Here is an 11,778-nt window from a genome sequence, read left to right on the forward strand (position 1 = left end):
CATGGTCAAGCGTGACAGTACCGATTTCGAGAGGTCGACGCCCCTTGAATGGAGGCGTCCTGATCGGATTCCGGCGCGATCGCGATTCGGATCGACCCCGCGCGGCGGGCCCGGCGCTGTCTTCCGTTTGGAGATCGGCCGATGAGGACCTTGCTGGGGGCGGATCTCGACGCGCTGGCCGACGCCGAGGACTTGGCCGAATTCCGGCGATGCTACGCGGCGCTAGACCCCGCCCGTCGGCGGGTCTTGATGATGCTGATCCCGCGGCTACTCGCCTTGCAGGAGCGGGGCGATATGGCGGCGGCGCTGGCGTTGGTCACCGAGATCCGGCGCATCGTCGCCACGCGGGAGCGGCCTTCGCATTAGAGCGCGTCAGGTTTAAGCGGACAGTCTCTAGACGGCGGCGTCCGTGACGCGCGCCAGGTCCTCGGGGCGATCCACGTCGAGATGGATCCCCGGATCGTCCACCGCGACGGTCTTGAGGCCTATGCTTCCATCCCGCAGCAGCGTCCGGGCGCCTTCGTCCCCCGACATGCCGCGAAGCGCGGGAAACCAGGCGGCGCCGAACAATACCGGGTGGCCGCGCCGACCTAGGCGCGTGGGCGCGACGACGTCGTCCGGAACAGTGAAGGCTCGAGCGAGGCGCGTTGGCGTGGCTGGGTCGATCGCCGGCATGTCGCCCAGCAGGACGAAGACGCCGGTCGCGTCGCGGGACAGGGCGAGGGCGGCCGTCCGCAGCGACGCGCCCATGCCTTCCGATGGGTCCGCGATCTCGACCACCGCCAGACGGTCCGTCGCTCCAGAGCGGGCGGCGACGTCCTCGACCGCCTGGCGCAAGGCCGGATCGGGTCCGATCGCCACCAGGACGCGCCGGACGGGCGCGTGAAAGGCGATGCGCAGCGCCCCGGCCACCAGCGGCCCGTCCCCCAGCGGAGCTAGCAGCTTGCCGCCGCCGAAACGGACGCCCTGGCCCGCCGCCAGCACGATGGCCTCCAGCGATGTCGTATCCCTTTGCTTCACGGGCTCCAGCGCCTATCTTGCCAACGCACATGACGCCCTATGACGACAGCGCCGCGCAAGCGGTCTCGACGACGGCGCCCCGCCTGTCCAGGCCCGTTCTGGTCGACGGCTTTGGGCGGGCCGTGACCTATCTGCGGGTTTCGGTCACCGATCGTTGCGACCTTCGCTGCCGCTACTGCATGGCCGAGCGGATGACCTTCCTGCCCAAGGCGGAGGTTCTGACGCTTGAGGAGCTGGATCGTCTGGCCTCCACCTTCATCTCTCTGGGCGTGCGCAAGCTGCGGCTGACCGGCGGCGAGCCGCTGGTGCGCCGAGGCTTCATGGACCTGTTCGCCGGCCTATCGCGCCATCTGCGCTCCGGCGCGCTGGACGAGTTGACCCTGACCACCAACGGCACGCGGCTGGAGACTCACGCCCACGATTTGGCGCGATATGGCGCGCGCCGGATCAATGTCTCGCTGGACACGCTGAAGCCCGACCTGTTCCGCGAGCTGACGCGAGGCGGCGATCTGGCCCGCGTCGTGGCCGGGATCGACGCGGCCCTGGCCGCCGGCGTCGCCGTCAAGATCAACACCGTGGCCTTGAAGGCCGACAACGCCGCTGAGTTGCCGGCGCTGATCCAATGGGCCCACGTCCGCGGCTGCGACCTGACCCTGATCGAGACCATGCCGCTGGGCGAGGTCGACGAGGATCGCACGGACCAGTTCCTGTCGCTGAAGGACGTCCGTCGCGAGCTCTCGTCATTTTGGACTCTGGAAGATATCCAGCACGCAACCGGCGGGCCGGCCCGCTATGTTCGGGTCGCCGAGACGGGGGGGCGGCTGGGGCTCATCACGCCGCTCAGCCATAATTTCTGCGACACGTGCAATCGGGTGCGTTTGACCTGCACGGGCACGCTGCACACCTGCCTGGGCCGCGAGGACGCCAGCGACCTGCGGGCGGTGCTGCGCGGCGGCGCCAGCGACGCGGAGCTGCGGGCGGCGATCTTCGCGGCGATTGGAGCCAAGCCCCAGGGCCACGATTTCCAGATCGCCGCGCCGCGCCCGGCCGTGGCGCGCCACATGTCGACAACGGGGGGCTGAGCGATGGCGCGCGTGCTTCTGTTTGGACGTCTGGCCGATCAGGCCGGCTGGCGCGATCGCCGGATCGAGGCCGAAGATCTCGCCGGTCTCCGCGCCGCCCTGGCCGCCGCCGATCCAGAGCTGGGCGAGGCGCTGGCCGGGCCCGGGGTCCAGGTCGCCGTCGACAAGGTTCTGGTCAGGGGCGAGGCCGTGCTGACGGCGGGCGCGGAGGTCGCTTTCCTGCCCCCGATGAGCGGCGGATGAGCGTCAGCCTGACCGATCGGCCGTTCGAGCTTGGCGCTCTGGTGACGGCTTTCTGCGCCGGGCGCGAGGAGACCGGCGCGGTCGCGACCTTCGTGGGTCTGGCGCGCGCCGAGAAGGGGCGGGCGACGGTTCTGGAGCTGGAGGCCTATCCTGGCTTCACCGAAGCCGCGATCGGCGAGATCGTCGACGCCGCCATGCGCCGGTTCGGCCTCCAGGATGTCGTCATCGTCCATCGGGTTGGCCGCATCGCCCCGGGCGAGGCCATCGTCTTCGTCGCCACGGCCGCCGGTCATCGCCGCGAGGCTTTCGAGGCCTGCGACTTTCTGATGGACTATCTGAAGAGCCGCGCGCCCTTCTGGAAGAAGGAGCACGGCCCTGGCGGCGCCCGCTGGATCGAGCCGACGGACCGCGATAGGACCGACGCCACACGCTGGGATCAGGAGTAGCCAATGTCGGACACGATTCTGAAGCCAGGCGGCGGGATCAAGCCCGAACTGCCGTTCAAGCCGGTGCGCGTGGCGATCTTGACCGTCTCCGACACCCGGGACGAGGCGACCGACACCTCCGGGCAGATTCTGATCGAGCGTGTCCAGGCCGCCGGTCACGCGTTCGCCGGTCGGGCGGTGGTGCGCGACGATATCGACAAGGTCCGGGCCCAGGTCCGCGCTTGGATCGCGAGCGGAGACGTCGACGCCATCGTCACCACCGGCGGCACCGGCCTGACCGGCCGCGACATCACGGTCGAGGCGCTGGAGCCGCTGTTCGACAAGAGGATCGACGGCTTTTCGGTGGTGTTCCACCTGGTGTCCTACGCCTCGGTGGGGCTCTCGACCCTGCAATCGCGGGCGACGGCCGGGCTGATCGACGGCGTTCTGGTCTTCTGTCTGCCGGGCAGCAACGGCGCGGTGAAGGACGGCTGGGACAAGGTGATCGCCGCTCAACTCGACAGCCGTCACAAGCCCTGCAACATGGTCGAGCTGATGCCGAGGTTCCTGGAGTCGTGAGCAAGCTCACCCATATCGATGATCAGGGCCGGGCCCGGATGGTCGATGTCTCGGACAAGCCGGCGACCGCCCGCGAGGCCGTCGCGACGGGCTTCGTGCGGATGAGTCCCGAGACCCTGGACCTGGCGGTGTCCGGTCAAGGTCGCAAGGGCGATGTCCGCGCCGTGGCCGAGCTGGCCGGCGTCATGGCGGCCAAGCAAACGTCCAACCTCATTCCGCTATGCCATCCTCTGGCGCTGTCCAAGGTCGCGGTCGAGGTCGCGCCGGCCGACGGGGGGTTCGCCGTCACCGCCCGCGTCAAGACCACGGGCCCGACCGGCGTCGAGATGGAGGCGCTGACGGCCGTCTCGGTCGCCTGCCTGACGATCTACGACATGCTGAAAGCCGCCGAGAAGGGCATGGTCATCGAGGCGGTGCGCTTGCGCGAGAAGACTGGCGGCAAGTCGGGCGACTGGACGGCGGACTGACCGTCCAGCCTCCCTGAAGAAGGCTGACTTCAAGCCGCCTGACGGCGCGCCGCCTCGCTGATCCGAAGTTCGGCCATCCGCTCGGCGAGGCGCGTGGCTTCGCGCGCGAGGGCGTGACTGGCGGCCGTGGTCTGTTCCACCATCGCGGCGTTCTGCTGGGTCACCTGGTCCATCTGGTTCACGGCGGTGTTGACCTCGGCCAGGCCGCGAGCCTGCTCCTGGGCCGACGCGGCCATGTCGCGGACCAGGTCGTCGATCTGCTCGACCTCGGCGGCGATGAGGCGTAGGGCCTCGCCGGCCTTGCCGACATGGTCGACCCCGAGGCCGACCTCGCTGGCGCTGGCGGCGATCAGGGTCTTGATCTCCTTGGCGGCCTCGGCCGAGCGCTGAGCCAGGGCCCGCACCTCTTGGGCCACGACCGCGAACCCGCGGCCGGCCTCGCCCGCCCGCGCGGCCTCGACGCCGGCGTTCAGGGCCAGCAGGTTGGTCTGGAAGGCGATTTCGTCGATCACCCCGATGATCTGGCCGATCTGGTTGGAGGACTTTTCGATCGCGCCCATGGCTCCGACGGCCTGGTCGACGATGGTCCCGCTGGCCCCGGCGGCGTCGCGGGCGCGCTCGACCACCTGCCGAGCCCGGCCGGCGCCCTCGGCGGTTCTGCGCACGGTGGAGGTGATCTCGTCGAGGGCGGCGGCCGTCTGTTCCAGGCTGGCCGCTTGCTGTTCGGTCCTGCGCGACAGGTCGTCGGCGGCGTCGGTGATCTCGCGGCTGCCGCCGTGGATCATGCTGGTGGCTTCCAGCGACGCGGCGATGACGGCCGACAGCTTCTCGGCGGCGGCGTTGAAGTCGACGCGCAGGCGCTCGTAGCCGTCGGGGTACGGTCGATCGATCCGGTGCGAAAGATCGCCTTCCGACAGTCGTCGCAACGCTTGCGCCAGATTGTCCACGACGGCGGTCTGGGCGGCTTCGGCCTCGTCGCGGCGACGTTCGGCCTCGCGGCGCTCGCGCTCCAGGGCGTCGCGCACGTCGGCGGCTTCCAGCTCCTTCTGGCGGGCCTCGACGGCGTCGCGGAAGGCGTGCAAAGCTTCGGTCATCTGCCCAAGCTCATCACCGCCGGTCTTCTTGGGCAGGGCGGCGTTCAGGTCGCCGGCGGCCAGGCGGCGCAGGGCGCTCGTCACCGACAACAGCGGCGCGACCAGGCCCTTGCGCGCGGCGACCATCAACACGGCGGCGAAGGCGGCGGCGGCCAGCAGCAGGGCGCCCATCACGACCTGGCCCGTCAGGCTCATCGCGCGAGCGGCCTGGCCGTCGTGGCTGGCGGCGGCCTCGATCTTGGTCGAAGCCTGATCCATCTTGTCCTCGAGCGCCGAGAACTGCTTGGCGAAGCCCGGCAATTTCGCGCGCGCGCCGGCGGCATCGACGTCGGCGCGTCCGACGATGTCCCCGGCCGCGGCGATATAGGCTCCCAGCGGCGCCTCGACCTCCGCCAGGGCCGCCTTGACCGAAGGGTCTTGAGCCATGCCCTTGCTGGCGGCGATCGCGTCCTTGAAGGTCTTGGTGTGCTCGGCGAGGTCGGCGCGGACGGTCTTGATGTCGACGTTCAGGTTCGGATCCGACGACATGATCGCGCCCATGACATCCGCGCGCAGGGCGTCGTGCATCATGTCGGCTTGCATGTGCTGGCGCAGGATCTTGGCCGAGGTCGCCGAGCGCGATAGGGCGTCGTCCAGGCTGAGCGCCACCCAAAGGCCGGTTCCGGCCGTCGCGGCGCACAGAAGGGCCGCGCCCGCGGCGGCGCCCATCACCTTCTGACCCAGGGATGCCATGTCGAATTCTCCCGCGACGCCGAAATCAGGCGGAAGAATGCCGGCCAACATGTCTAACGGTTCCTAACCGGGACGGCTCGGAATGGGCGACAAAACGTCGCGATGCACCGCTTGGTGGCATTTCGGGTGGCGCGGGGGCGAGGTGAATCGCGCCAAGACCCTGGCCCGCCGCGAGAATAAAGCCCTTTAAATCAAGAGCTTATGGAATTTTTAGCCCGATGACCTTTTCGGGCGCGGGAAATAGTCTAGCGGGGAATCTCGCTGGTTTTCACCAGCGCCACCTGCCGGTAGACGGCGGCGATTTCGAAATAGCGGCCGAAGGCGGCGTGGAACTGATCGACGGCCTGCTTGACGCCCGGCCCGCCGATCTCGCTGATGTCGTGCCAATAGTCGTCCAGCACCATCATGCCGCCGACGCTGAGCAGGCTGGCGCAGAAGCACAGATCAATCAGCACCGCCAAGGCCGTGTGGCTGCCGTCGACATAGATCAGGTCGAACCGCTCGCCGCGCTCCAGCATCTGGGGCAGCACATAGGTCGAGAAGCCCTTGTGCGTCGAAAGGCTTCTAAAGCCGCATCGCGCCATGTTGCGGTGAAAGCGCGGCTCCACGGCGTGGTATTTCTCTTCCGGGTTCAGGGCCTCGTCGAACCACGGATCGATGACCGTGACGGCCAGGCGCTCTGGCAGCAGCCAGTCCATGAAGGCGAGGTTGCGGCCCTCATAGGCGCCGATCTCCATGTAGCGGATCGTCTCGCCGTCCGGCCGCTTGGCCGCGAAGTCGCGCAGCAGCGGGGCCACGAACGGGATGTTATTGCTGGCCCAGGTCGAGGTGAACTCGAAGCCGGCCCGTTCGGCGTGGGCGTTGAAGGCGTCGACAACGCCCGGATCGCGCTGGCCGCCCAGCAGGGTCCTGGCCAGGTTCGGAGCGAGGCGCGGATTGATCTTGGTCAGCGAGCGCAGCTTGGCGAGGCCGGCGCGGTGGGTCACCGTCTCGGCGTCGAAATGCATGTCGGTCCCGTCGGCCACGGCGCGTTCCTCCATCGGTCGCGAGGGAGGCTAGGGCAAAGGTCTTAAGGAACGGCGATCACGCGACGACGATCAGTCCGTCGCGGACCTCGACCGGCCACGGGAAAAGCCTGTCGCCGGGACAGGGACCGGCGACGCAGGCCCCATCCTCGATCCTGAACAGGGCCGCGTGGCCGGCGCACAGGATCAGATCGTTCTCGCGCGTCAGATAGCGGCCGGCGAAACCGGCGAGCGGCCAGCCAGCGTGCGGGCAGCTGTCGAGATAGCCGACCACCCGCTCGCCGCTGCGGACGACGAAACCGGCGAACAGGGCGTCGCCTTCGCGCCAGCGGAAGCCCTTCGAGCCGGGCGAGGGAATCTCGTCCAGCGCGCAAAGCGCCGTGCCCGGCGCGGGGCGGGCGGGATTGTCGGGATCGACGCGCAAGGCGGCTTAAAGCGAGCCGATCGCCAGGCGCCAGGGCCGGACCTCGACGTTCTCGAACACGCCGGCTCCGGTGAAGGGATCGTTGTCGGCCTGGGCTTGGGCGGCGGCCAGATCCTCGGCCTCGACGATCAGCAGCGAGCCGATCGGATTGCCGTCATCGCCCAGCAGGGCGCCGGCCAGCTTCAGGCCCTTGGACTGGTTTAGATAGTCCAGATGAACGGGGCGCGTCGCCAGGCGGGTTTCCAGCGCGCCGGGCTTGTCCTTGCAGAGGATGGCGAAGAGGGCCATGCGGTGATCCTTGTCTCGGGCTTCGGGTTTCAGGCTTCGGGCTTTAGGGGACGGGAGAGCAGGCCCTGGATGGCGGCGTCGACCTCGACCTCGCCGGCCAGGATCGCGGCGACCGCCTCGCAGATCGGGGTTTCGACGCCCAGCTTGCGGGCCAGGGCTCGCACGGCCGGCGCCGAGGCGACGCCCTCGGCCACCGAGACCTTGCCGGCCAGGGCCTGGTCCAGGGTCAGGCCCTGGCCCAGGGCCATGCCGACGCTCATGTTGCGCGACTGGGCGCTGGAGCAGGTCAGGACCAGGTCGCCCAGGCCGCAAAGGCCTGAAAGGGTCTCGGGCCGGGCGCCCAGGGCCACGGCCAAGCGCGTCAGCTCGGCGAAGCCGCGGGTGATCACCGAGGCGTGGGCGTTGCGGCCCAGGCCCTTGCCCTCGACCACGCCGCAGGCGATGGCCAGCACGTTCTTGACCGCCCCGCCGGCCTCGGCGCCGATCAGGTCGTTGGCCGTGTAGGGGCGGAAGGTCGGGGTGGCGATGGCTTCGGCGATCTCTCGGCCCAGGGCTTCGTCCGCGCAGGCCAGGGTGACGGCGGCGGGCAGGTTGCGGGCCACCTCGCCGGCGAAGCTGGGCCCTGACAGCACCGCGATCGGCGCGTCCGGAAGCGCTTCGGCCGCCACCTCGGTCATCAGCTTCAGCGTGCCCTGCTCGACACCCTTGGCGCACAGCACGACCGGAGCATTGGCCTGGCGGTGTGGGCCAAAGGCGGTCAGGGCCGCGCGCAGGTGCTGGGCGGGCGCGACGGCCAGGATCAGGTCGCACGCCGAGAGGTCCGAGAGGTCGGCGACGGCCTCGATCGTCGGCTCCAGCCGCACGCCAGGCAGGAAGACGAGGTTCTCGTGGGTCTGGTTGACCGAGGCCACGACCTCGGGCTCTCGGGCCTGCAAGGAGACCCGCAGGCCGGCGCGCGCGCAGACCTGGGCCAGGGCCGTGCCCCAGGCGCCCGCGCCGATGACGCCCACATGCGCGAAGCGCCTGATATCGCTCATGCCTTGGCTCCCTTGCGGCCGTAGGCGTTCATGGGATTGGCGAGGGCGGCGGCCTCGTCCAGCGGCCAGCGCGGCCGGGCGACGGCGTCGAGATCGTCCGATAGGCCCAGGGCCAGCCGCTCGGCGCCCGCCAGGGCGATCATGGCGGCGTTGTCGGTGCAATAGGCCAGCGGCGGGGCGGCGAAGGCGAAGCCGTTCTTCTCGCAGTCGGCCAGCAGGGCCGCGCGCACCGCGCCGTTGGCGGCGACGCCCCCGGCGACGACGAACCGCAGGTCTTCTGGTCCGTGCGTCTCCTTGTAGAGCTTCATCGCCCGGTCGACCCGCTCGGACAGCTGTCGGGCGATGGCGAACTGGACGCCGGCGGCCAGGTCCCGGCGCTCGTCGTCGGTCGTCAGCGTCTCGGCGATCCGGGCGGCGGCGGTCTTCAGGCCCGAGAACGAGAAGTCGCAGTCCTTGCGGCCCAGCAAGGCGCGCGGCAGGTTGTAGCGGCTGGCGTCGCCGCCGACGGCCAGCTTTTCCAGGGCTGGACCGCCGGGGTAAGGCAGGCCCAGGGCCTTGGCGATCTTGTCGAAAGCCTCGCCCGCCGCGTCGTCGATCGTGGAGCCCAGACGCTTGCAGGCGCCGACTCCGGCGACCTCCAGCAGCTGGCAATGGCCGCCCGAGACCAGCAGCAGCAGGAACGGATAGGCGATGTCGGCGCCCAGGCGGGCCGAGACCGCGTGGCCTTCCAGGTGGTTGACCGCGACCAGCGGCGCGCCGGTCGCCAGCGCCACGGCCTTGCCGAACGCCAGGCCCACCATGACGCCGCCCACTAGGCCCGGACCGGCCGTCGCGGCCACGCCGTCCAGCTGGGCGAAGGAGAGGCCCGAAGCGCGCAGGGCCTCGGCGGCGATCGCGTCGATCGCCTCGACGTGGGCCCGCGCGGCGATCTCGGGCACCACCCCGCCGAACGGCGCATGCTTCTCGAACTGCGTGCCGATGATCGAGGACAGCACCGTGATCGTTCCGTCCTCGTCGCGGCGCACGACCGAGGCTGCGGTCTCGTCGCAGCTGGTCTCCAGGCCGAGGACGGTGAGCCCCGAGGGCTTAAGGCCAGATTCCGTAAGGACTGTCATATGTTGCGGGCCTTCCGCCGCTCCTGTAGCAGCGAAGATGAAATTTCGTCTCCGCAGGTAACGTTCCGACCGTGTCCCGGCAACCTCCCATCCGCATCGGCGCCCGTGGCTCCAAGCTCTCCCTGGCCCAATCGGGCCTGATGCAGGCGCGGATCGCCCGTGCGCTCGGCGTTCCGGCCGACGCTTCGAAGGAAGAGATCGAGGCCGCCGCGCCCCTGATCCCGATCGTCACCAGCGGCGACCGCATCCAGGACCGCCGGCTGATGGAGATCGGCGGCAAGGGCCTCTTCACCAAGGAGATCGAGGAAGCGCTTCTGGACGGCCGCATCGACTGCGCGGTCCACTCGTTGAAGGACATGCCGGCCGAGCTGCCGCCCGGCCTCGTTCTGGCCGCCACGCCGGAGCGGGAGGACCCGCGCGATGCGTTCATCAGCACCGTCTGCGAACGGCTCGAGGACCTGCCGAGGGGCGCGCGCCTGGGCACCGCGTCGCTGCGTCGCCAGGCCCAGGCCCTGCACCTGCGGCCAGACCTCGAGATCGTCATGATCCGGGGCAATGTCGACACGCGCCTGGCCAAGCTGGAGCGGGGCGAGGCCGACGCCATCCTGCTTGCGCAGTCGGGGCTGAACCGCCTGGGACTGGGCCACCTGCCCCAGAGCTGGCTTGATCCCGACGCCTGTCCGCCGGCGCCGGGGCAGGGCGCCCTGGTCATCGAGACCCGAGCCGGGGATGTCGACGCGCCGTGGCTGAACGCTGTCCGTTGCCATGAGACCACCATCGCCGTCGCCGCCGAGCGCGGGGCGCTCCTCGCTCTGGAAGGCTCGTGCCGCACGGCGATCGGCGCGCGGGCGACGCTGGACGGCGCGCGCCTGGCCATGATCGTCGAGGCCTTGACGCCCAACGGCGCCCAGCGTTTCCGCCGCCAAGGCGAGGTCGCGCTCTCCGGCGCCGACGACGTCGCCGAGGCCCGCGCCCTGGGCCTGAAGCTTGGCGCCGAGGTCCGCGCCGAGGGCGGCGACGCCATCCTGGCGCCGGAATAGCCGATGGATTCGGGCGCGCCGGTCTGGATCACCCGCGCCCGTCCCGGCGCCGAGACCACCGCCGCCCGCGTCGCGGCGCTGGGGTTCGAGGCGGTGGTTGATCCGCTGCTGGCGGTCGAGACCCTGGCCTTCGCGGTCGACCTCTCCGATGTTCGGGCCTTGGCCTTCACCAGCGCCAACGGCGTCGAGGCCTTCGCGCGCGGAAGCGCCGAGCGGGGCCTGCCGGTCTTCGCCGTGGGCCGCGCCACCGCCCGCGTCGCCGAGGGCGAGGGCTTCGTCTCTGTGACCAGCGCCGACGGCGACGTCCAGGCCCTGGCGCGGTTGATCGCGGAAAGGGCTCCGGGACCGGTCCTGTGGGCGGGCACGACCGCGCCGGCCGGCGATCTCGTCGCCCTGCTGAGCGGCCTGGGCGTTCCGGCGCGAGGTGTCGCCGTCTATCGGACGATCATCCGCGATCCCTCCGACGAGACGCTCGCGCGCCTCGCGGCGCCCGCGAACGTCCTGCTGCATTCGCCGCGCGCCGCCCGGGCTTTGGCGGCGATCCTGGTCCGGCGAAACATGGTCCGGCCGCGCGTTCTCTGCCTGTCCGAGGCCGTGGCCGCGCCCGTGCGGGACCTCGCCGTCGTCGCCGTCGCCGCGCGCCCCGACGACTCGGCGCTGCTGGACCTGCTGAAGGCTTAAGCGCGACGTTGCGCGGCGCGCGCGCGTGGGGCACGAATGGGCCATGAACGCCGTTCCAGACCCCGCTGAAATCGTCGCGCCGAGCGATCCGGCGCTCTATGCCCGCCGACGGGTGATGGGACCTGGCGTCTGGCTCTGGCTGCTGACCTGTCTGCTGTGCGCGATCCTGGGCGCGGGCGTGGCCTGGTACGGCCCGACCCTGTTCCCGACCAAGGCTCGGACGGCCGAGAGCGCGGTGACGGCCGCGCCCAGCCCGCGCCCGCCGGCCGAGCGTCTGGTCGACGCCCCGGTCGAGACCACCCAGACGGCCGTCGCCCCGCCCGTCGCCGACGTGGAGCGTCTGGACGGCCGAATCACCGCCCTGGAAGGCGCCCAGAAGGGTGTGGTCGACGCCGCCGCCGCCGCCCTGGCCGTCTCGACCCTGTCAGACGCGGCGGCGACCTCGCGTCCGTTCGGCGAGGAACTGGCCGGGCTGCAGCGCGTGCTGCCCCCGTCGCCCGACCTCCGCGCGCTGGAGCCCCTGGCC

The 11,778-nt window shown here is 70.6% G+C and carries 15 protein-coding genes and 1 pseudogene; 9 read left to right on the forward strand and 7 right to left on the reverse strand.

Annotation, left to right across the window (positions count from 1 at the left end; genetic code table 11):
• Positions 1 to 141: 141 nt before the first annotated feature.
• Positions 142 to 366: a hypothetical protein gene (locus tag FCU40_RS13190; RefSeq protein WP_004618082.1), complete on the forward strand. Its 225-nt coding sequence runs from the start codon at positions 142 to 144 to the stop codon at positions 364 to 366.
• Between the two features lie 27 nt (positions 367 to 393).
• Here the strand turns inward: FCU40_RS13190 and FCU40_RS13195 are convergent, their stop codons facing one another.
• Positions 394 to 1,020, reverse strand: coding sequence for a nucleotidyltransferase family protein (locus FCU40_RS13195; protein WP_168075468.1), 627 nt, complete (start codon positions 1,018 to 1,020; stop codon positions 394 to 396).
• Between the two features lie 29 nt (positions 1,021 to 1,049).
• Between FCU40_RS13195 and moaA the strand changes: the two genes are divergently transcribed.
• The 5 genes from moaA to moaC are packed head-to-tail and all read left to right on the forward strand — an operon-like array spanning position 1,050 to position 3,816.
• Positions 1,050 to 2,102, forward strand: coding sequence for a GTP 3',8-cyclase MoaA (moaA, locus tag FCU40_RS13200; RefSeq protein ID WP_168075496.1), 1,053 nt, complete (start codon positions 1,050 to 1,052; stop codon positions 2,100 to 2,102).
• A gap of 3 nt (positions 2,103 to 2,105) precedes the next feature.
• Positions 2,106 to 2,345: a MoaD/ThiS family protein gene (locus tag FCU40_RS13205; RefSeq protein WP_168075469.1), complete on the forward strand. Its 240-nt coding sequence runs from the start codon at positions 2,106 to 2,108 to the stop codon at positions 2,343 to 2,345.
• Positions 2,342 to 2,791 carry a molybdenum cofactor biosynthesis protein MoaE gene (locus FCU40_RS13210; RefSeq protein ID WP_168075470.1) on the forward strand — a complete coding sequence of 150 codons (450 nt, stop codon included), beginning with the start codon at positions 2,342 to 2,344 and terminating at the stop codon, positions 2,789 to 2,791. Before FCU40_RS13205 ends, FCU40_RS13210 begins: the two co-directional genes overlap by 4 nt.
• Positions 2,792 to 2,794: 3 nt before the next feature.
• Complete coding sequence (gene moaB / locus FCU40_RS13215) at positions 2,795 to 3,349, forward strand: molybdenum cofactor biosynthesis protein B (RefSeq protein ID WP_168075471.1); 555 nt, start codon at positions 2,795 to 2,797, stop codon at positions 3,347 to 3,349.
• Complete coding sequence (gene moaC / locus FCU40_RS13220) at positions 3,346 to 3,816, forward strand: cyclic pyranopterin monophosphate synthase MoaC (protein ID WP_168075473.1); 471 nt, start codon at positions 3,346 to 3,348, stop codon at positions 3,814 to 3,816. Before moaB ends, moaC begins: the two co-directional genes overlap by 4 nt.
• 29 nt (positions 3,817 to 3,845) lie before the next feature.
• On the opposite strand, the gene FCU40_RS13225 is transcribed toward moaC, so the two are convergent.
• From FCU40_RS13225 to tsaD, 6 genes are all read right to left on the reverse strand, one after another.
• Positions 3,846 to 5,642, reverse strand: coding sequence for a HAMP domain-containing methyl-accepting chemotaxis protein (locus tag FCU40_RS13225; RefSeq protein WP_168075475.1), 1,797 nt, complete (start codon positions 5,640 to 5,642; stop codon positions 3,846 to 3,848).
• 245 nt (positions 5,643 to 5,887) lie between these two features.
• The gene (locus tag FCU40_RS13230) at positions 5,888 to 6,649 is read right to left on the reverse strand and encodes a class I SAM-dependent methyltransferase (protein WP_241693608.1); all 762 of its coding nucleotides are present in this window, start codon (positions 6,647 to 6,649) and stop codon (positions 5,888 to 5,890) included.
• A 76-nt stretch (positions 6,650 to 6,725) separates the two neighbouring features.
• Entirely contained in the window at positions 6,726 to 7,091 is a 366-nt protein-coding gene (locus FCU40_RS13235; protein ID WP_168075479.1) for a Rieske (2Fe-2S) protein, read from the reverse strand.
• Between the two features lie 6 nt (positions 7,092 to 7,097).
• On the reverse strand, positions 7,098 to 7,379 hold the full coding sequence (locus tag FCU40_RS13240; protein ID WP_168075481.1) for a YciI family protein: 282 nt from the start codon (positions 7,377 to 7,379) through the stop codon (positions 7,098 to 7,100).
• Positions 7,380 to 7,408: 29 nt separating this feature from the next.
• Entirely contained in the window at positions 7,409 to 8,416 is a 1,008-nt protein-coding gene (locus FCU40_RS13245; protein ID WP_168075483.1) for an NAD(P)H-dependent glycerol-3-phosphate dehydrogenase, read from the reverse strand.
• On the reverse strand, positions 8,413 to 9,531 hold the full coding sequence (gene tsaD / locus FCU40_RS13250; RefSeq protein WP_168075492.1) for a tRNA (adenosine(37)-N6)-threonylcarbamoyltransferase complex transferase subunit TsaD: 1,119 nt from the start codon (positions 9,529 to 9,531) through the stop codon (positions 8,413 to 8,415). The genes FCU40_RS13245 and tsaD overlap by 4 nt, the downstream gene beginning before the upstream one ends.
• Positions 9,532 to 9,602: 71 nt before the next feature.
• Here tsaD and hemC point away from each other — a divergent pair, with 71 nt between their 5' ends.
• The 3 genes and pseudogenes from hemC to FCU40_RS13265 form a co-directional block, all read left to right on the forward strand.
• Entirely contained in the window at positions 9,603 to 10,571 is a 969-nt protein-coding gene (gene hemC / locus FCU40_RS13255) for a hydroxymethylbilane synthase (protein ID WP_168075493.1), read from the forward strand.
• 3 nt (positions 10,572 to 10,574) lie between these two features.
• Positions 10,575 to 11,252: a uroporphyrinogen-III synthase gene (locus FCU40_RS13260; RefSeq protein ID WP_168075494.1), complete on the forward strand. Its 678-nt coding sequence runs from the start codon at positions 10,575 to 10,577 to the stop codon at positions 11,250 to 11,252.
• A gap of 43 nt (positions 11,253 to 11,295) precedes the next feature.
• Positions 11,296 to 11,778: pseudogene (locus tag FCU40_RS13265) on the forward strand (hypothetical protein); the annotation flags it as partial.

Source organism: Caulobacter sp. SSI4214, assembly GCF_012184455.1.
Lineage (GTDB): Bacteria > Pseudomonadota > Alphaproteobacteria > Caulobacterales > Caulobacteraceae > Caulobacter > Caulobacter vibrioides_E.